Origin of the sequence: Pseudomonas sp. HS6 (assembly GCF_023375815.1) — a bacterium.
In the GTDB taxonomy this organism is placed as follows: domain Bacteria; phylum Pseudomonadota; class Gammaproteobacteria; order Pseudomonadales; family Pseudomonadaceae; genus Aquipseudomonas.
Genome location: NZ_CP067412.1, coordinates 1,726,720 through 1,744,248 on the forward strand (window position 1 = coordinate 1,726,720; position 17,529 = coordinate 1,744,248).

Here is a 17,529-nt window from a genome sequence, read left to right on the forward strand (position 1 = left end):
ACGCCCGTGCACAGATTAATTGCAGTTCCGGCAACAATACTCAGCGCGGACTTTCCGGTTTGTACCCCAGTCGCAGTCCACCCCAATGCCTGCCCTTGATCATGATCGGCACCGACAAGTCGTGCATCAGCTCGCCGGTATCGCGGGTGTAGGTCTGCAATAGCACCGGTTGTTGATGGCTGCCGCAGCGAATGCCGGTGCGGTCGGCGAACTTGCGTTTGGTGCGGTTGTGCACGGTATCGGCCTGCACATCGCCGGTCAGCGGCTGGCTGAACACCTGATTGTGGGTCGGTACATAACCTTGCTGCGTGCAGGCGATGGCGAACACCAGGCCTTCGTGCCGCGGCAGCAAGGGTTCCTGAATCGTCGGCAGCACCTGATCGGTATAGCGGTCGAAACGGGTCTGAAACTTGGCAGGCTGGGTGTTCGGGATCGGCTGATACTGGCGGTCGAACAAGTCTTCGAGACTGATTCGCCCCTGTTCGACATCGGCCTCGAATCGCGCGGCGATCTGCCCCGCGCCTTCCCGGGCCAAGTCATAAATGCGCTGGTGATAGTCATCCAGACCGACTTCGGCCAGTCGCTCGCTGATGGTTTCCGCCTGCCCTTCCATCTGTACCGCCGCCTCGGCCAGGCGTCGGGTCTGCTGATCGCTGATCGCCAAATCGCTACGCATCTGCTCGATGGCGGTGAACAGACTGTCGAGTTGCTCACGGTTGGTCTCGGCACCCCGGGCGATTTCGCCGACCTGGGTTTCAACCCCGGCGGCCAGTCGCGCGATGTTTTCCAGGTGCTGGCCGGTGTGTTCGACCTGCTCGACGCCCGTATGCAGATCGTCGGAGAGCTGGCGAATCTGCTCCACCACCTGCGCCGTACGTTGCTGAATGTCGGCAACCATCTCGCCCACTTCACCGGTGGCCGTCGCGGTACGAGCCGCCAAACCGCGCACCTCATCCGCCACCACCGCAAAACCGCGACCGTGCTCACCGGCCCGGGCCGCTTCGATGGCGGCGTTCAGCGCCAGAAGATTGGTCTGGCTGGCGATGGACTGAATCACCAGCGTCACGCGCTGAATATCATCGCTGCGCTGACTCAAGGCTTCGATCAACTCACGGCTGGCATTGGCACGCTGACTGAGTTGATGCATGCGCGAAATGGAATCGACCAGTTCGGTCCGCCCGGCCGCGCTGCTGTGGTGCGCCTCACTGGCAGCGCCCAATGCTTCACGACTGAGTTGGGAAGTGGCTTGTTCGGTGGCGATCATCACTTCGGCGTTGTTGACGATCTGCGCGGCGGCGTCGAGTTGCGATTGCAGCTTGCCGGCCAATTCCTTGACGGAAAACGCCACCCCTGCGGCTGACAGAGCGTTATGACTGGTGGTGTAGGAAAGGTCGCGAGTCAGCTCGGACATCGCATTGCTGCTATCGACCGGTTGCGCATCGGGGACCGCCCGGGAGCGCAGGCGCGGCAACCAGACAATCAGCACCGCCAGCGGCATGCCCACGTACAACGGCCATTCGCCCAGGCTCATCCCGGCCAGCAACAGCATCAGGGCGATGCTTTGCAGGGTCGGCGTCAGCCAGCGATTCTTTGGCAAAACAACTGGTGCAGGCAGAGCCGCAACCAGAGATCCATCTCTCGTCATTTCGTTACCCCACGTTTGTTCTCATTGTTGTGGCTGCATTAAACGCCACTACAAGGCCATTATCCATGGTCCGTTAGTCGTGGGTCTGTGGCAGGTCAATGGAACGGTGCGGGGATTTCCGGCAGACGAGAAAAAGCAAAGATCGCAGCCTTCTGTAGCTTTAAATAAAAGCTGCAGAAGGCTGCGATCTTTTCGCGACGACCCACACTGAAGGGGTCGCCTCAGGAATCAGGCCTGACGCTGGTGCTTGTCGATCTGCTCGTGACGCTCTTGAGCTTCGATGCAGTACTTGGTGGTCGGGCTGATCAGCAGGCGTTTCAGGCCGATAGGCTCGCCGCTGTCGTCGCACCAGCCAAAGCTGTCTTCCTTGATGCGCTCAAGGGCCTGCTCGAGTTGAGGCAGCATGCGCTGGTCGCGATCGATCGCGTTCACCAGCCAGGTGCGCTCTTCTTCCACCGAGGCGGCGTCCGCCGGATCAGCCGGGGTATCCAGGCTCTCGATGGCAATACGGTTCTGCTCAATGCGCTCGTGGGTTTCGACTTTCATGTTCTGCAACAGCTCGCTGAAGAAAGCGTGTTGCTCGGCATTCATGTAGTCATCTGCCGGCATGGCCAGCAACTTGTCCTTTGTCATTGATATCTCTATAAAAAAACGTGCATTAAGGCGAAATAGGGAGCGTTCCGGTGAACCGTCTGCGGTCATCGGAAAGGCATCGTTTATTGCAAACGCCACCCGGCACTCAATTTACGAAGGGGCGGCAGTCTAAGGCCCGTTTGAGGCCTCAGCAACTGTAAATACAGGGAATTTGTCCGACAAAGCCCGGAAAGTGCTCTGACACAGGCTTCACGGCGGTCATCGGAGTGCGTTTATAGCAAGAAATTCAGTCGAGCGGCTGTATATAGAAGACAAACGGCGGATGAGCGGCGCTTTGTCGCATTTCTTTACAAACGCCAACGGCAAAACCAGCTCGCTCTCAGGACTGACAATCTTCCCAACCTCAGCTACGTTATGCCCTCCCCCGGTTCGACTTGAAGGAACGCGTCATGAAACTGATCGGCATGCTGGACTCCCCTTACGTGCGCCGCGTGGCGATCTCCGCCAAGTGTCTGGGGATCGAACTGGAACACGACCCGGTGTCGGTGTTCCGCCACTTCGAGCGATTCCAGCAGATCAACCCGGTGGTCAAAGCGCCAACCCTGGTCCTCGACGACGGCGAAGTGCTGATCGACTCGACGCTGATTCTCGACTACCTCGAAGCCCTGTCCGGCAAAACCCTGCTGCCCACCGACCTGTCGCAACGGGTAAAAGCCCTGCGCCTGATCGGCCTCGGCCTCGCCGCCTGCGAAAAAGCCGTGCAGCTCTACTACGAACGCAACCTGCGCCCGGCCGACATTCAATACCAGCCGTGGGTCGAACGCGTCGAAGGCCAACTCGCCGCCGCCTTCACCGCTCTCGAACACGAATTGCAAAAACACCCATTGCCCACCGGCGGCACTCTCCAGCAGGACGGCATCACCCTCGCCGTCGCCTGGAGCTTCACCGGCCTCGTCGTCCCCGACCAGATCGACGCCCAACGCTTCCCGCGCATCGCCCAATACACCGCGTACGCCGAAGGCCTCCAAGCACTCATCAGCACCCCGATGACCTGACCATGAGCACCACCGAAACCGCCGCCCCGGCCCTGAAAGAAATCTTCAACGCCGAACGCCTGCAACACATCGCTACAGAAATGAGCGCCGTGTACCCGGCGTTCAAGACCAAGGCCTTTCTCAAACACGCCAACAACGGCCTCGCCGACCTCTCCGTGATGCAACGCATGGCCCGCGTCAGCGAAAGCCTGCACGCCGTGCTGCCACTGGACTACGAAGATTCCCTCGCCGTCCTGCGCGAACTCGCCCCGCGCCTGAACAGCGGCTTCGTCAGCATGAGCCTGCCGCACTACGTCGCCATCTACGGCGCGCACGCGTTCGACACATCCATGGAAGCCCTTAAGTACTTCACCACCTTCGGCTCCTCCGAATTCGCCATCCGCCACTTCCTGCGCAGCGACCTGGAGCGCTCGCTGGAACTGATGCACGATTGGGCACGAGACGAAAACCACCATGTCAGAAGACTCGCCAGCGAAGGCAGCCGCCCACGCCTGCCATGGTCGTTTCGGCTGGAACCGGTGCAGGCTGATCCGCGCTTGGCCTCCGGGATTCTTGATCGGTTGAAGGCCGATGAGAGTTTGTACGTGCGCAAGTCCGTGGCGAATCATTTGAATGACGTGACCAAGGAACATCCGGAGTGGGTGTTGGATACGGTTGAGGGGTGGTCACTGGAGAACAAGCACACGGCTTGGATTGCGAAACATGCGTTGCGGAGCTTGATCAAACAGGGGGATTTGCGGGCGCTGACTGTTATCGGTGCTGGGGCCAAGGCTGAGGTTGAGTTGCTGGACGTGAAGGTTGAACCGGCGGTTGTGCGGCTTGGGGAGACGATCTCTTTGTCGTTTACGGTGCGGTCGTTGGTGCCGGTGGAACAGCGGTTGGTGATTGACTATGCGATTGACTATGTGAAGGCGAATGGCGGGACTTCGGCCAAGGTTTTCAAGTTGAAGACTTTGGTGTTGGCGGGGTTTGGGAGTGAGGTGGTGATGCGGCGACAGGTGATTAAGGATTTCACTACGAGGAAGCATTATGCGGGGGAGCATGCGGTGCATGTAACGATTAATGGGGAAGCATTAGCGAATACGGCTTTCTCCATTATTGCCGAATAGCGCCGCATGACTATAATTACAGAGCAATCGCCTAATTGAAATATCTGCTGCGCAACACCAGACAAATCATTTATATAGGCGCCATTCCCCCACAAAATCCTCTGTAACTGGTGTCAGAATGCGCAAACCAATATTTGCAACCTACCTCATCATTGCTTCATTTTCGGTGCTTGCCGAAAGCGCTCCTACAGTGGGAATTGTCTACAACACAAAAGAGACCAACTCCATCACCTTTCGCTGCACATCAATTGAAACATCAACCATTGAATGCGCCTTCGTTCAAACTCGAGTCCTACCAGCTTTCAAAGTAGAAAACATAGAAAAAAGCATCGAAAATGCCCGCAACGAATTCAAGCAAGGCATAAAATTAACAAAAAAAGACTGCATCCAATACAACGAAATTTTTACAGACTTAAAAAACAAAGAAAGCACACAACAAAACAAAACATCGAAAGCCACCGCCAAAACAGAGTACGAAGATGATATATCATCCCTAAAAGCCGTATTGGCATTCTGTGCAAAATCAACCGAGGAAAATTTTATTGAGATTGCAAAGTTAAATTACAGTAAATTATCTAGGACCTGCCGAGCCAGCTCCAATACCTTTGTACAAAACTACAAACTATTACCCGAAACGGGCGTTTGGATTGCCGACAGTAACCCTGTAGGAGATTGCGGCATCGTTGACCTATCGAGATTCGAGTCAGATAAAAGCTTAGGCAAAAATTTCACAGGGTGGAGTTTTATATCAAAAAAAGCGATTACAAATCCTAAAGGAACGTTATTTCTTGGCCAGCCTTGCAGTGGCCTAGATGAATCAGAGTACATTTTTAACTGGCGAAATATAACTTGGCCAATGCAGTGCGACTATATAGAGTTTTCACCAATTTGAATGACCGCAAAAAAAGATATTCTTACGCCCCTCCTTGCGACTGTTCCACAGTTCTACTACGAGGCCGACTTCAGGCGGGATAGAATGTCAAACCATCAAGATCAATCTCGGCATACCCCCCACATCCTCCTTGTAAAGCAAGACCCTGCACACTCCCAGTTCGGATCGTAAGAATTCGACAAGCTTTCCAAGTTTTTCGTTTTTAGACATTGAAGTCGGACGCACTACCGTGGCCTGTCCGGGCTCGTCATCGTAAACCCTAACCAGAAACACATCATCTCCGCTCTGCATGTCGTAGTTATAACCACGGTATTCATATCCGAGGTCATGGTCGATATCATCAAAGCGAGTAGATTTGGATATTCGGACAGATTTATTTTTCCTTCCAAACCTTTAAGAATTACCAACTGCCATATGGAATACCAAACTTCTCAATATAGCGCTTAGCTTTTTCATTAACCGGATATGCGTAACGCCCTTGATTCTTGCCTTGACTTGGACCCAGCGGTTCAATCTCAGCTTGCGCCCTTGCCACCTTGACCGGGTGATGACAAGCATCTCTAACCCACACTTGCACAACTCCGCCCGGCGCCAACCCCAGATAAACCGAAGAAATATAGGTAGCCGTTTGCTCTGGCGTTTTCGCGCATCGCTGGTTGACCGACGTCAGCATCAGTTGCCTGGCTTCCTCGGGTATGTCCACCCAAACACGATAGGTTTGTGGCTCTACGATAGATTGCCAGCGAACGAAGATTCGTTTGGGAAGATCCGCGCCTACCACTGCTTTCGCAGAACTACCTACGCCGTGCCAACCTTTGGCGGACTCTGTGCCATCCTCTGGTTGCCCGCCCGACGCCGATCCCGAGCCTGTGTGCAGGAACGTTCTTCCTTTGATGTCTTCCACAGAAGTGTCTTCCACCCAGACTTTCATGTAGCGAGGTTCGGTAAAGCCGAGCTCCCACCATTCGGACTTGGGATCATTTTTGCCTGACAATGGATCAGTCAAATGACAACCAGCAATCAACAGCACGCATAGGACACTTACGAATTGCCTCATGTGCTGACAGTTACCAACTGCCGTACGGAATGCCAAATTTCTCGATGTAGCGTTGCGACCTTTCACTGACCGGATAAGCGTAACGTCCTTGGTTCTTACCCTGACTCGGGCCTAGCGTCTCGATCTCTGCTTGCGCCCGAGCGATTTTGATCGCCTTATGACACGAGTCTTTAACCCACGCCTGCACCACCCCACCAGGCGCCAGCCCCAAGTAGACCGACGCCATAAACCGCGCCTCTCGTTCAGGTGTTTGCGGGCAACGTTTGCTGGTGGATTCCACCATCAATTGCCTGGCGTGTTCCGGAATATCCACCCAGGCTTGCCAAGTTTTCTTTTCAACGATTGACTGCCATCGAACATATATCCGAACGGGAAGATTGGCACCCACCACTCGTTTTCCGCTGCCGTCCACGATTGACCAGCCGCGGGCCGACTCGGTGCCGTCCTCAGGCTCACCACCAGCTGCGGAGCCGCCATTGGCCTTGAAGTAGACCTTGCCGTTAACGTCCTGCACAGAGCTGTCCTCCACCCAAACCTGCATGTAATCAGGCTCAATGAACGCCAACTCCCACCATTCGGATTTGGGGTCGTTTTTGCCTGATAGCGAGACAGCGGACTGGCAGCCAGCCACGAACAACGCGCAAAACAGGGTGACGAGTAATTTCATTACCAGAGCGTCCAGTCAGGTACGTGAGGATGTTGTACGCGAATCGAGTCTGCGGTAGGAGCATTGATGTAGACCGCTCTCATTCCACTGCCGTCTCTGCGCCCAAGTGGATGGTTCCAGTTTGCGGACGTGTGAATGTACTTCAGTTTCAACAGCTTTTCTTCTTGCGGAGTGACGCTGTAGTCGCCTGCCAAGAACCGATCACACGATGTTTGAAGCTCTGAAGGAACAGCCAGCTCAGGTGTATCCGGGATGTCTTTAAAGCGGACGCCCTTCTCCTTCGCCAACTGGTGCATCAAGCGCAGGTACACCCGGGAGAGCATGCCACTCACTGGACGTTTTAGTTGGACGGCGGCGTACACGCGCTTTAGGCGTGGACTGAGCCGATCGTCTATTGCATTCGGCAAGGGCAGCGCGGGGGGTGTGACAATTTCCAGCATTTCCTCAGGCCAGCCTTTGGCGAGCAACTGATCCTTTACTATCTCTGCATCACGGTAAATCGAAGTTGTCAAAACATCAGTATGATGCGACACGTCCAGGCTTTGCATTGGACTGACAAGCACATTCTCTTGTGCTTCTTCGAGGTAACCACCACCAAGGTCGGAATGAACTCCCGGTAAAACGATTTCCAGGTGATCAGGTTTGACGCGACTCAAAGCGAAATTCGCCCGGCATTCATCGCGGGCAGTCAGCTGGACGACATCAGTGAAATAGCGACGATCCAGGTACAACCTTATGCCAGTGGCAACAGGGCTTTTGATATTGCCCAAATTCGACCATCCGGCAATCGAGGGTACGGTGTCGAACAGACCAATGAAGCCCATATTGATGCTGCTTTTGTATTGATCATTGAAAGTAGAACTAAACCCCCCCGCACTACTGCGCATCACATCCCCGAGAGGGCCCTGTTCTCCACGTGCAATTTCATTGGCAAAATGCCGAGCGGCAGCAGCTCCACGGCTGAAACCGAACGTATCGAATGTCAGAGAAGTAATTTCGCTGTCAGGATGGCTAGCCAGTATCCCCTCAGTACGCAGTTTGATCTCTGAAAACGAAAGCTGAACACGACCTGCAACACCCGTCTCACCTCGACCAGTACCAGCCCCAAGCGTGCTGTCCTCCATGCCTGAGCGAGTACCGATCCCCTCGACATACACCATGCGGAAGGCTTGCTTCTGCGAACCCTCGCCTTCGGCTTTCTGAGGTGCGTAGTACAAGTCACTCAGTTTCTGCACATTGCTGGTGTCGTTACCGTAGCTGCTGTCCGGATCTTTCATGAACGGCTTGCAACTGGCATCAATGTCTTGAGCAGCAATGGGATGATGGGCACCGCAAAGTAACCCCGCGGCAGCGTTATTGGCATTATTCCCAGTACCATCGAAGAAAACTCCGATCCGCAGGGCAATGCCAATTTTTTCACGTGCCGATGCAGGCTCTTTCCCGTGTTTCTCATACTCAGCCCAACGCTGGGCGTGAATATCGACGGGTTTGGTGCCTGTGTTGCGGAAATTTTTGGGCGGGTTGGGAACGTAGCCACTCAATCCTTGATTCCTTGTTCTGATCCTTTGAGAACGGACCGGAGGGTGACAGTCGAAGCGAGGTGACGCAAGGCGTGGCCCTGTGCCAGCGCTTGGCTTCCTGCAATGGTGGCGCCACGCCATGAATGTTAAGGTTCAGCCTCAAAATCACGGACGACACCTCGTGCACAAACAATGTCTTGCAGCAGCGATAACCTTCACCATCAGCCTTTCCGCTCTTGCCTCTCCTGTTCCGCAGGAAGAGCTCGAAGAGTGTCAGCGAATAGAAAACTCGGCCAAACAGGTCATGAAAAGCAGGCAGCAAGGCGTGCCCATGGCTTCGGTGTGGGAACTGGCCGAAGCGGCAGGCAAGCAGAGCGAGTATGTGGGTGAGTTGTTCAAGTCGCTGATCCGCGAGGCGTACGAGATTCCGCAGTACTCAAGCGAGAGCTTGCAGCAGAAAGCGATCAGCGATTTCCATTCCAATTTCTACAAGGCTTGCATCGTGACGGCGGAAAAGAGAGCAGACGCCAACGGTTGAGCTCATCAAACAAAAAAAGGGAACAGATTCAGGTAATGAGTCTGCTCCCTTTCTACTTAAGGGCAGCCGCTACGCTTTCAGCTCTACCTTATCCAGCGCCTGATTCACGGCCAGCCCAGCGACCATGACCACTTGGGCGATGCCCAGAGCAGTCCTGCGATGTGCAGGCTCAAGGATGGCGGCGAAGTTGCTGAGCATTTCGCTGGCTGAACCGAGGGATTCGCTGGCGTTGGCCAACAGGGATTCGCTGTTGTAGGCGGGGTTGGCCAGGAACATTGGATCGTGTGTGGTGTGGCTGCCCATGATCCGTTGTTGCGGCGTCAGGTAATGATCGAGGGCTCGTTCGGCGGCTTCGTTCAGGGTTCGGGAATCGGGGAATTGGTAGGGTGAGACTGGATCGGTTTCTGGTGGATTCGGTGTTGGTTTGATCATGGTGAAACTCCTGATTTTGATTAGGAGCTACCAGCATCACTTGCAGATGATGGGTGGCAGCCAAGTGCGGGTCTGCAAGACCGGGAAACCAGGCACCCGGCAGACCCGAAGGTCTCCCGCACAAAGCCGCCATTGAGCGGACACAAACGTGCGTCCTTTTGGCAGGCTGTTCGACTGGTTTTTCCGGCGGGCTTGCAGACCCGATCACTGATGGGCAGTGACGGGAATCAAGTTACGGAGGGAGCACCAAACGCACAAGCCGGCGGATTCTGTCTTAGCTGTAGGCGTTGACGCAAGGTGTTGTGGGCATCGGGATGTGACGAGAGACATCTCATAAACATGCCACGTTTTTCGTGTTTAATTTCTGACAAAAGAGACTGTTTCGCAGTCCGACGGGAATACGTAAATCAGGCCGTCCGCTTTCACCCAAACACCACCAGTCACCTGTGTTTAAAAAACCGACCACCCTGCATAATCCGCCCAAATCCCTTCCTCAACCTAAGTCCGAAAGCCATGCCTGAAGAGTTCGAAGTCCCCAGTCCTCACGAGCAACACGTTGAACACACCACCCATCATGCCCACGCAAAAGGCGATCGCTTTGCCAGCAAGGTTGCGGTCATGACGGCGATCATGGCGACGGTTGGCGCCCTGATGAGTTATCAGGCCGGCTCGACGGAAAGTGAGGCCGCCATGGACAAAAACAACGCCGCCATCCAGAAGACCGAAGCCGCCAACGAGTGGAACTACTACCAGGCCAAGTCCAGTCGGCAGAACCTGTCGGAGCTGGCCAGCCATCTTCCGGGGCTGGATTCCGCTCACTATGTTGCCGAGGCGCGGCGCTATGGGGAGCAGAAAGAGGAAGCCCGCAAAAAGGCGGAAACACTCGAGCAGCAGGCGCGAGAGTGGGACGAGAAGTCAGAGCAGGTTCTGCACCAGCATCACCGCTGGGCCCAGGCCATGACCGCGATTCAAATCGCCATTTCACTGGCGGCCATCACCCTGCTGACGCGCAAGGAATGGCTCAGACGCGTCTCGTTTGGGGCGGCGGGTTTGGGGGTCATGTTGGGCTCACTGGCCTGGCTGCATATCTAAGTGAGGCGGTCAGACATTTGCCGGTTGAATGTTGCTGACCGCTGCGGGTTCATAGCGGTCGTTCATGAGTGGCTACTATCGGGCAAAAAGAGAAAGTAGACATTCCCTACCTCAAGACGCTAGCGTCAGCCCCTTCATTTCGAGGGCTACACCATGGATGCTATTGCCGAATACTCAGATGAGCACCACCGCCACGGTGTCGTGGAACTCTGGGAAACCGTTTTCGGTTACGAAACCGCGCATAACACTCCCGGCCTTGCTATCAACAAGAAACTGGCTGTTGAGGACGGTCTCTTTTTTGTAGCGTTGGCAGGAAATGACGTTATCGGTACCGTTCTCGCGGGATACGACGGCCATCGTGGCTGGCTCTACTCGGTTGCGGTGCACCCGGCACATCGTAGAAATGGCCTGGGCGCAAGACTTGTGCATCATGCCGAGACCGCGTTGACCGTGCGTGGCTGCATGAAAATCAACCCGCAAATCCTTAGCACAAATGAAGGCGTCAAAACCTTTTACGAAACTCTTGGGTATTCGACCGAACCGCGCATCAGCATGGGGAAAAAGATCGAGTCGAATATTGAGATATCCGAATGAGGGAACGCTATGAGCGGCGGCTCACAATCCTGCCTGCCGATACCCAAGACATCGGCAGACCGGATTCCACCACTCAATAACCTCAGTAAGGATTACACCGCTGAGCCACCGCCGTCGCCTGATCCACATAAGGCCGCGCCGGCTCAAGGTTCCACTCAGGCTTGTTCCTCACAGGTTTGCCATCGAACGACGCGGCCAGATGACAAACCATCTGCCGGCGCAATGAACCGCCATTGACGCTGTACATCCGCCATTGCTCGTCGTCTTTGTGTTTGTTGTACAACTCGGCAAACATCCGATCGGTCTGGTCATCCTTGATCGCGCGCCCGCAAGCGGTCGGCACGACTTGCAGCGACCAGGTCTTCGGCCCGAGTTTCGGGTCGTCGCGCTGGGCCCAGGTGCTGGATTCGATGTACTTGTCGCAAAACTGTTGCGCCGGTGGCGCTGCGGTCTGGATGCAGGAGAACGTGGCCTTGCTGGTCGGCGTTTTCGGGAAGTCGATCTTGACGATGTTGCGGTCCTTGCCGGTCTTGGCCTTATAGTCCCGCTGGTTGGCCAGGGCGTCGTTCAAGCCTCGCTGGTCGCTATAAAAAAAGGCCAGGATCGGCAGTTCGTCTGTCTTCGGATTGCCCAGACGCAGTTCGGTCTGAGTCTGGAACTCTCGGGTGTTGATGACGCGTCGAGCGCCCATGAAGTTCTGGAACGCGTTGACCCGGTCCTGGCTGCTCATCGGGTTTCGCATGTTGAAGCCGCATTGCAACTGGTCTTGCTTGCGGTCGTTGTTGAACTTGGTGAAGTGAGCGACCCAGGCGTTGACGTTGGTGATCGGCGGGGCCATGGATTGGCAGACCGCCTCGGTCTGACTGGTGTTCTTGTTGTTGCCGCAGCCACGGTCGTCGCGAAAATCGGTCCAGGCATCGTTGGGGAACGCGCAGTAAACGTGTACCGGATTTTCCGGGTCACGCACCATATCGACCGGGGTGATGATGTAGCCGTTCTGGGTGCTCATGCCGGGGTCTTCGTAGCTGATGCCATCGGCCCGCATATAGGACGCAGCAAACGTGCCCAGCTCGACCGCTTTGGGGCTTGGGTTCCACACATCCCACTTCTGCCCTTTTGCCGGATCGGCGCGGTGAGTGCCGCGAATCAGCAATCCCGAACAATCCGACGCCGGGTCTTTGCCGCAACTGGCGGTAGTGTTGTTGTACAAGGTTTCAACGCGCTTCAGCGTGTCTTCGCAGGACTCGGCATTGGCCGACGTCGCGTGCAGAAACAACGGAACCGCAAGTAGTGGGACGATCCTGCTCCAGCGTTCTTTCATGACGTGTTTCTCCCTGATTGTTCTTCTCGGCTTCCCTGTTCAATGACGCCCGGTACCCGGCGGGGCTTAGCGCGTAACGGGATTGCACCCCGCCGCACGGGTCTCGCTGTCCGAAAGCGCAGGCCGGAACGGCTCAAGATTCCATGGCGTCTTGGCGCGGTAATTGACCAGTACGCAGCCCAATTGCTGGCGCATGCTACCGGCGGATTTCTCGTTGTCGCGCCAGTTGCCATCGGCACCCCTGAGGGCGAACAACTGTTGGTACAGGGCATCGATCTGCTCGTTGGGCAACGCGCGCCCGGCGGCTGTCGGCACGATGCTCAAGGTCCATTCGTCCTGACGGGTGCCCGGGTCGTAGCGTTTGACCCAGTCAGCGGAAGCGATGTACTGCGGTGCCTTGACCGGCAGCGGGTTGCAACCGGCCTTGGCCGCTTCCTGAGCGGTGACGACGGGGCGGAACGGTTCCAGATTCCACTCGGTCTTGCCCGGGTAGTTCTGCACCAGACAACTGAGTTGCTGACGCATGCTGCCGGGGGATTTTTCGTTATCGCGCCACTGGTTGTCGGCGCCGCGCAGCGCGAACAACTCCTTGTAGAGTGCCTCTTGATCGCTGGCCTGAATTGCCTTGCCCTGAGCGGTAGGCGTGACGTTGAGTGTCCATTCGTTCTTGCCGGTGCCGGGGTCGTGGCGCTCGACCCAATTGGCTGAAGCAATGAAGCGAGAGGTCAACGGTGCAGGCTGGCCGTTGCCGGTAGTTGTCAGATCAATCGCCTGATCTGCCGCGACATAACTGAAGCGCTGCTCCGGTGGCTTGGTGAAATCCAGTCGCAGGATCGGCACGCTGTAACCCTGGGCCTGAAGTTTCTTCTGGAAATTGCGCGCACTGTTCAGGCCGTCCTCCGGCTTGGGTGGCGCCTGATCTCCACGGGTAGCGAAGTTCTGCGTGCTGTTGACGTTGTAGATGAAGGCGTCGATGTACTTCATGTTTTCGCTGCCGTCGTTGGTGGCCGAGGCATTCTTCAACATGAATTCGTTGACCTGTGCGCTGAAGGCGAAAGGGTCTTTGTTTGTGGTGTTCACCCGCGATTCGTGGACGCGGATCATCGCATTCCAGTCGCTGGGTTTTTCCGCGTTCCAGGAGCACTGGCCGTACTGGATCGGTCCTTTCATCAGCCCGGTGTACTTGTTGGTCCACTGCTCGGCAGTGCTCACCCCGGCCTCCGCGCAGGTGCCGTAAGCCAGCGCGGCGTTCTTGTTGTTCATGGTTGCCTGGGCGGCGCGCGGCGGTTCGCGGCTGTCGAAGAAGCCACAGCCATACCACTTGCGCTCGGGCCCGGTGCCGCCATCGAACGCGTAGATGCAGGTGAAGCCTTGCTCCTTGACCGGCAGTTGCAACGCCGCTGCATCGGTGGGATTGCGCAGGATGAAACCGGCCGGGTGAATCAGGATCCGGGTGCTCAGATCCTTGCGGATCCATGAGTAGGACGTCGCGCCGATCTTGATCGCGTAAGGGCTGTAATCCCATGGATTGAACGGCCCTTCGTTGACCATGCGCAACGTCACCCCGCTGCAGTAGTAATGCCCGCGAGCGGCGCCGGTGTCAGGCTCCTGGCACGCATCCTTGAGGGTGTTGTAGTTGCGGTTGATGCGGTTCAGGGTTTCCAGCGGGTCGAGCGATGGCTGGGCAGCCACGGCGCTGAATGTCAGGGGCAGGAGCAGGCTCAGGAAAAAAGGCGAACGAACGGCTGCGCGCATAACCGACACTCCTTGTCGTGCGAGATGACACTTCCATGAAAAGCAGCGTAGTAAGCACAACCCTGACGGTCAAACCGATCGGGCTATCAGGCCTTATTTCTGCAACGTCTCATGTGAATCAACGCGGTTCGCCCACCTCCCGGCGAAGCACGCTCCTCGATATCAAACGGTACAAATCCGAGCGTCGGATACAGCAGCAACCCGGCCGTGTTTTCATTGAAACAGGACAACTGCACTTCCTTCGCCTCCCAGCGTTCGAAGGCCAGCTCAGTCATGGTCTCGACAATAAACCGGGCCACGCCTTTGCCCCGGGCACTCGGCGCCACGATCACATTGCCGATGCAGCAAATGCCCTGGCGCTCGGCGCGATAGAAGTTGGCGAAGCCGACAATCTTGCCATCGGCCTCGACCACCGTGGAGTCGAAACGCTGACTGATCGCGGCGCTCATCTGCGCCTCCGTCAACGGAAATTCCGCCTTCGGGAACATGAAATACAACTCCTGAACGCCTTGCGGAAAACCGCAGATGGTTTTGACGTCATCGGCCTTCACTGGCCTGTGTTTCAAGTTCATGGCTGCCCTGCCCTCACTTTTTAACGCTTGCCAGATGATGGGCGACCAGTGCGTTCGCATGCCCATGGCCCATGCCATGTTCGGTCTTGAGCCAGGCGACCAGTTCCATGTGTTTTTTGTCGGTGACGGTGGCCAGCAGATTCAGCCAGTGATCGATGGGCTGGCCGTACTTCTTTTCGATTGAAGGAAAGTAGGACGCCGGGCCTTTTACTTGGGTGTCGTCGGTCATGCTGCAAGCTCCCTGTTTGCGACGGAGTTTTATGAACTCACAGATTGAAGGCCAGGTTGGTCGCGTCGTCCAGTGCAGGCATGCGTCAGGGCGCAACGATCGGCGGCACAGGTCCTGGCAACCCGTCAGGTTCAGCACCAGACCGCGACACCGTCTCCGGCACCGCCACCCAAAGCAGCGCCAGCGCTGCCATCGCCACCGCCGCCAATGTCAGGAACGCAGCGCTGTAACCGGCCTCCTGAACGACAATCCCCGCCAGGCTGTTGCTCAACGCCGCGCCCAGACCAAACACCGTCGAAATCGCCCCGAGGCTGACGTTGAAATGCCCGGTCCCTTGCGTCAGGTCTTTCACCATCACCGGAAACAGCGCGCCGAAAATCCCCGCGCCGATGCCATCGAGCAACTGCACCGACACCAGCCACCACGGATCGTTGGATAGCACATACAAAACGCCACGCAATGGCAGGATCAGAAAACCCGCCAACAGCAACGGTTTGCGCCCCCACAGATCGGCTTTCGCCCCCACCAGAAAAGCAACCGGCACCATCACCATTTGCGCCGCGACGATGCAGGCGGACGTGAGCGGCGTGGCCATCTGCAGATTGGCTTGTGCCAGTTTCTGACTCACCAGCGGCAACATCGCCGCGTTCGCCAGATGAAACAGCGCACAGCAAATCGCGAACATCAGCAGCGGTCGGTTGTTGAGCAACACGGAAAGCCCTGAAGGCTGCTTGCCCTGCCCCGTTTCGCTGGGTTCCAGGCCTCGGGCGAGATCGTGATCAATGGCATCGGCCGATACAAACGAGACGGCAATCACACTGGCCAGCGCCATGACGGCCATCAGATAAAACACGGCGACCGGGCCGAACAGGTACGCAGACAAACCGGCCAACAGTGCGGCGCAAGCGTTGCCGGCGTGGTTGAAGGTTTCGTTGCGCCCGGTCCTTCGCGTGAAGGCGCGAGGCCCGGTGATCCCGAGAGTGATTGCGCAAATGGCCGGGGCGAAGATCGAAGCGGCGACGGCACTGATGGCTTGCGTCACGGCCACCAGGGTAAACGACGTCACAAACGGTAGCAGCAGACAGCTTCCGGTCACCACCAGCGCGGCAATCGCTATCAGCGCCCGCTTGAAGCGTGTGCTGTCGACCAGCGCGCCCGCCGGTGTCTGCGTGATGAGCGCGGCGATCCCGGCGATGGTCATGACCAGACCGATACTCGACGGCTCCCAATGGTGAACCGCCAGCAGGTAAATCGCCAGATAGGGACCGAGCCCGTCGCGCACATCGGCGAGAAAGAAATTCAGGCTGTCGAGGGACAGGTTGTTGCGGCGATCGAGGTGAGTAGCCACGGGAAGCATCTTCGTTGTCGAGGTTCTGCGAGATGACTCAACCTCCGCAAATCGAATGACCTTTTTCCTAACGTATTAGTTGCATGAAACAGCCGACCGTTACTGCCCCATCAGCAGCTCGCGCTCGCCTTCACACAACCCTACGACGTAATCCCAAACCACCCGCAACCGCACCGACTTGTGCAACTCCCGCCGCGTGCTGATCCAGTAACTGCGCTCGATACTCTCATCCGGAAGCAGCGCCACCAGATCCGGATCTGACGCCGCCATATAACAGGGAAGAACCGCAATCCCCAGTCCGGAACGTGCCGCCTGCTGCTGGGCGATCACGCTGGTGCTGTGAAACACCACACGTGGATTGCGGCAGAAGCTGTTGAGAAACATCAGTTCCTGACTGAACAGCAGATCGTCGACGTAGCCGATCCATGCGTGCCGCCCGAGATCCTCACGACTGCGCAATGGCGGCGCATTGTCGAGATAAGCCCGGCTGGCATAGAGCGCGAGCCGGTAATCGGTGAGTTTGCGAGTGACCAGCATGTCCGCCGCCGGCCGTTCCAGGTGAATACTGATTTCCGCCTCGCGGTTGAGGATGCTGACGAAGCGCGGCACGGCAACCAATTCCACTTCCAGTCCCGGATAGCGTTCGAACAGCCCGATCATGCGACTGGCGAGAAACATGATGCCCAGCCCTTCCGTCACGCCGACGCGGATCTTGCCCAATGGCGCCGTGGACTGGGTGATTTCCTCCTGGGCCAGTAGCGCGACATTTTCCATGGCCTCAGCGTGTTTGAGCAGCGCCTCCCCCGCCGGGGTCATTTCGTAGCCCTGAGCGTGCTGGACGAACAGCGCGGTGCCGAGGCTTTTTTCGATGGCCTCTATATGGCGGGCGACGGTGGCGTGAGTGGTGTTCAAGCGGCGGGCGGCGGTGAGCAGTCGGCCACTGCGCTGCAACTCGAGAAAGAACCGCAGGTCGTTCCAGTCGAACATGGCTTGTCCTTGTCGGCTATCGTCAGGAAGCGCTGTTTGAAAACGCACAGCGGCTGCGCAAAAACTAACATTCTTTTGACGAAAGCTAACAACTAGGATGACTGACAACAAAAACAATAAGC

Annotated in this window: 18 protein-coding genes; 6 read left to right on the forward strand and 12 right to left on the reverse strand. The window is 56.7% G+C overall.

Going from position 1 to position 17,529, the window contains the following annotated elements; translation table 11 throughout:
- Nucleotides 1–40: 40 nt before the first annotated feature.
- Both JJN09_RS07890 and JJN09_RS07895 read right to left on the reverse strand, forming a co-directional pair.
- Nucleotides 41–1,645 carry a methyl-accepting chemotaxis protein gene (locus tag JJN09_RS07890; RefSeq protein WP_249486646.1) on the reverse strand — a complete coding sequence of 535 codons (1,605 nt, stop codon included), beginning with the start codon at nucleotides 1,643–1,645 and terminating at the stop codon, nucleotides 41–43.
- Between the two features lie 228 nt (nucleotides 1,646–1,873).
- Nucleotides 1,874–2,278 carry a TraR/DksA C4-type zinc finger protein gene (locus JJN09_RS07895; protein ID WP_007935965.1) on the reverse strand — a complete coding sequence of 135 codons (405 nt, stop codon included), beginning with the start codon at nucleotides 2,276–2,278 and terminating at the stop codon, nucleotides 1,874–1,876.
- A 410-nt stretch (nucleotides 2,279–2,688) separates the two neighbouring features.
- On the opposite strand from JJN09_RS07895, the gene JJN09_RS07900 reads away from it, so the two are divergent.
- The 3 genes from JJN09_RS07900 to JJN09_RS07910 all read left to right on the forward strand — a co-directional run bounded on the left by JJN09_RS07900 (nucleotide 2,689) and on the right by JJN09_RS07910 (nucleotide 5,295).
- Complete coding sequence (locus JJN09_RS07900; RefSeq protein ID WP_249486648.1) at nucleotides 2,689–3,294, forward strand: glutathione S-transferase; 606 nt, start codon at nucleotides 2,689–2,691, stop codon at nucleotides 3,292–3,294.
- A 2-nt stretch (nucleotides 3,295–3,296) separates the two neighbouring features.
- Nucleotides 3,297–4,403 (forward strand): DNA alkylation repair protein, encoded by a 1,107-nt coding sequence (locus JJN09_RS07905; protein WP_249486650.1) that lies wholly within the window; start codon nucleotides 3,297–3,299, stop codon nucleotides 4,401–4,403.
- 118 nt (nucleotides 4,404–4,521) lie between these two features.
- Nucleotides 4,522–5,295, forward strand: a complete 774-nt coding sequence (locus JJN09_RS07910; RefSeq protein ID WP_249486651.1) for a hypothetical protein — start codon at nucleotides 4,522–4,524, stop codon at nucleotides 5,293–5,295.
- A gap of 400 nt (nucleotides 5,296–5,695) precedes the next feature.
- Here JJN09_RS07910 and JJN09_RS07915 read toward each other — a convergent pair whose 3' ends face one another.
- The 3 genes from JJN09_RS07915 to JJN09_RS07925 are packed head-to-tail and all read right to left on the reverse strand — an operon-like array spanning nucleotide 5,696 to nucleotide 8,560.
- Nucleotides 5,696–6,352, reverse strand: coding sequence for a DUF2931 family protein (locus tag JJN09_RS07915; protein WP_249486653.1), 657 nt, complete (start codon nucleotides 6,350–6,352; stop codon nucleotides 5,696–5,698).
- A 10-nt stretch (nucleotides 6,353–6,362) separates the two neighbouring features.
- Nucleotides 6,363–7,019: a DUF2931 family protein gene (locus tag JJN09_RS07920; protein ID WP_249486654.1), complete on the reverse strand. Its 657-nt coding sequence runs from the start codon at nucleotides 7,017–7,019 to the stop codon at nucleotides 6,363–6,365.
- Nucleotides 7,019–8,560, reverse strand: coding sequence for a DUF2235 domain-containing protein (locus tag JJN09_RS07925; RefSeq protein ID WP_249486655.1), 1,542 nt, complete (start codon nucleotides 8,558–8,560; stop codon nucleotides 7,019–7,021). Before JJN09_RS07925 ends, JJN09_RS07920 begins: the two co-directional genes overlap by 1 nt.
- Nucleotides 8,561–8,678: 118 nt before the next feature.
- Here JJN09_RS07925 and JJN09_RS07930 point away from each other — a divergent pair, with 118 nt between their 5' ends.
- Nucleotides 8,679–9,077, forward strand: coding sequence for a hypothetical protein (locus JJN09_RS07930; protein WP_249486656.1), 399 nt, complete (start codon nucleotides 8,679–8,681; stop codon nucleotides 9,075–9,077).
- Between the two features lie 69 nt (nucleotides 9,078–9,146).
- Here the strand turns inward: JJN09_RS07930 and JJN09_RS07935 are convergent, their stop codons facing one another.
- Nucleotides 9,147–9,509, reverse strand: coding sequence for a hypothetical protein (locus JJN09_RS07935; protein ID WP_249486657.1), 363 nt, complete (start codon nucleotides 9,507–9,509; stop codon nucleotides 9,147–9,149).
- Between the two features lie 513 nt (nucleotides 9,510–10,022).
- On the opposite strand from JJN09_RS07935, the gene JJN09_RS07940 reads away from it, so the two are divergent.
- Together JJN09_RS07940 and JJN09_RS07945 are read left to right on the forward strand one after the other, a co-directional pair.
- Nucleotides 10,023–10,601 (forward strand): DUF4337 domain-containing protein, encoded by a 579-nt coding sequence (locus tag JJN09_RS07940; RefSeq protein ID WP_249486658.1) that lies wholly within the window; start codon nucleotides 10,023–10,025, stop codon nucleotides 10,599–10,601.
- Nucleotides 10,602–10,754: 153 nt separating this feature from the next.
- Complete coding sequence (locus JJN09_RS07945; protein ID WP_249486659.1) at nucleotides 10,755–11,195, forward strand: GNAT family acetyltransferase; 441 nt, start codon at nucleotides 10,755–10,757, stop codon at nucleotides 11,193–11,195.
- Between the two features lie 82 nt (nucleotides 11,196–11,277).
- Here JJN09_RS07945 and JJN09_RS07950 read toward each other — a convergent pair whose 3' ends face one another.
- The 6 genes from JJN09_RS07950 to JJN09_RS07975 form a co-directional block, all read right to left on the reverse strand.
- A complete protein-coding gene (locus JJN09_RS07950; RefSeq protein ID WP_249486660.1) occupies nucleotides 11,278–12,516 on the reverse strand; it encodes a DUF2599 domain-containing protein in 1,239 nt (412 codons plus the stop codon).
- 66 nt (nucleotides 12,517–12,582) lie between these two features.
- Complete coding sequence (locus JJN09_RS07955; protein ID WP_249486661.1) at nucleotides 12,583–14,271, reverse strand: DUF2599 domain-containing protein; 1,689 nt, start codon at nucleotides 14,269–14,271, stop codon at nucleotides 12,583–12,585.
- An 86-nt stretch (nucleotides 14,272–14,357) separates the two neighbouring features.
- Nucleotides 14,358–14,843, reverse strand: a complete 486-nt coding sequence (locus tag JJN09_RS07960) for a GNAT family N-acetyltransferase (RefSeq protein ID WP_248742173.1) — start codon at nucleotides 14,841–14,843, stop codon at nucleotides 14,358–14,360.
- 13 nt (nucleotides 14,844–14,856) lie between these two features.
- Nucleotides 14,857–15,072, reverse strand: coding sequence for a DUF4287 domain-containing protein (locus JJN09_RS07965; RefSeq protein WP_249486662.1), 216 nt, complete (start codon nucleotides 15,070–15,072; stop codon nucleotides 14,857–14,859).
- Between the two features lie 85 nt (nucleotides 15,073–15,157).
- Complete coding sequence (locus JJN09_RS07970) at nucleotides 15,158–16,420, reverse strand: MFS transporter (RefSeq protein WP_249486663.1); 1,263 nt, start codon at nucleotides 16,418–16,420, stop codon at nucleotides 15,158–15,160.
- A 99-nt stretch (nucleotides 16,421–16,519) separates the two neighbouring features.
- Nucleotides 16,520–17,407: a LysR family transcriptional regulator gene (locus tag JJN09_RS07975; RefSeq protein WP_039767081.1), complete on the reverse strand. Its 888-nt coding sequence runs from the start codon at nucleotides 17,405–17,407 to the stop codon at nucleotides 16,520–16,522.
- Between the last annotated feature and the right edge of the window lie 122 nt (nucleotides 17,408–17,529).

What these genes read in the sequence shown, in the direction of transcription:
- JJN09_RS07965 (WP_249486662.1), bottom strand. Translation starts at nt 15,072, where the DNA reads ATGACCGACGACACCCAAGTAAAAGGCCCGGCGTCCTACTTTCCTTCA.
- JJN09_RS07950 (WP_249486660.1), bottom strand. Translation starts at nt 12,516, where the DNA reads ATGAAAGAACGCTGGAGCAGGATCGTCCCACTACTTGCGGTTCCGTTG.
- JJN09_RS07905 (WP_249486650.1), top strand. Translation starts at nt 3,297, where the DNA reads ATGAGCACCACCGAAACCGCCGCCCCGGCCCTGAAAGAAATCTTCAAC.
- JJN09_RS07895 (WP_007935965.1), bottom strand. Translation starts at nt 2,278, where the DNA reads ATGACAAAGGACAAGTTGCTGGCCATGCCGGCAGATGACTACATGAAT.
- JJN09_RS07900 (WP_249486648.1), top strand. Translation starts at nt 2,689, where the DNA reads ATGAAACTGATCGGCATGCTGGACTCCCCTTACGTGCGCCGCGTGGCG.
- JJN09_RS07910 (WP_249486651.1), top strand. Translation starts at nt 4,522, where the DNA reads ATGCGCAAACCAATATTTGCAACCTACCTCATCATTGCTTCATTTTCG.
- JJN09_RS07975 (WP_039767081.1), bottom strand. Translation starts at nt 17,407, where the DNA reads ATGTTCGACTGGAACGACCTGCGGTTCTTTCTCGAGTTGCAGCGCAGT.
- JJN09_RS07930 (WP_249486656.1), top strand. Translation starts at nt 8,679, where the DNA reads ATGAATGTTAAGGTTCAGCCTCAAAATCACGGACGACACCTCGTGCAC.
- JJN09_RS07960 (WP_248742173.1), bottom strand. Translation starts at nt 14,843, where the DNA reads ATGAACTTGAAACACAGGCCAGTGAAGGCCGATGACGTCAAAACCATC.
- JJN09_RS07955 (WP_249486661.1), bottom strand. Translation starts at nt 14,271, where the DNA reads ATGCGCGCAGCCGTTCGTTCGCCTTTTTTCCTGAGCCTGCTCCTGCCC.
- JJN09_RS07945 (WP_249486659.1), top strand. Translation starts at nt 10,755, where the DNA reads ATGGATGCTATTGCCGAATACTCAGATGAGCACCACCGCCACGGTGTC.
- JJN09_RS07890 (WP_249486646.1), bottom strand. Translation starts at nt 1,645, where the DNA reads ATGACGAGAGATGGATCTCTGGTTGCGGCTCTGCCTGCACCAGTTGTT.
- JJN09_RS07935 (WP_249486657.1), bottom strand. Translation starts at nt 9,509, where the DNA reads ATGATCAAACCAACACCGAATCCACCAGAAACCGATCCAGTCTCACCC.
- JJN09_RS07940 (WP_249486658.1), top strand. Translation starts at nt 10,023, where the DNA reads ATGCCTGAAGAGTTCGAAGTCCCCAGTCCTCACGAGCAACACGTTGAA.
- JJN09_RS07920 (WP_249486654.1), bottom strand. Translation starts at nt 7,019, where the DNA reads ATGAAATTACTCGTCACCCTGTTTTGCGCGTTGTTCGTGGCTGGCTGC.
- JJN09_RS07915 (WP_249486653.1), bottom strand. Translation starts at nt 6,352, where the DNA reads ATGAGGCAATTCGTAAGTGTCCTATGCGTGCTGTTGATTGCTGGTTGT.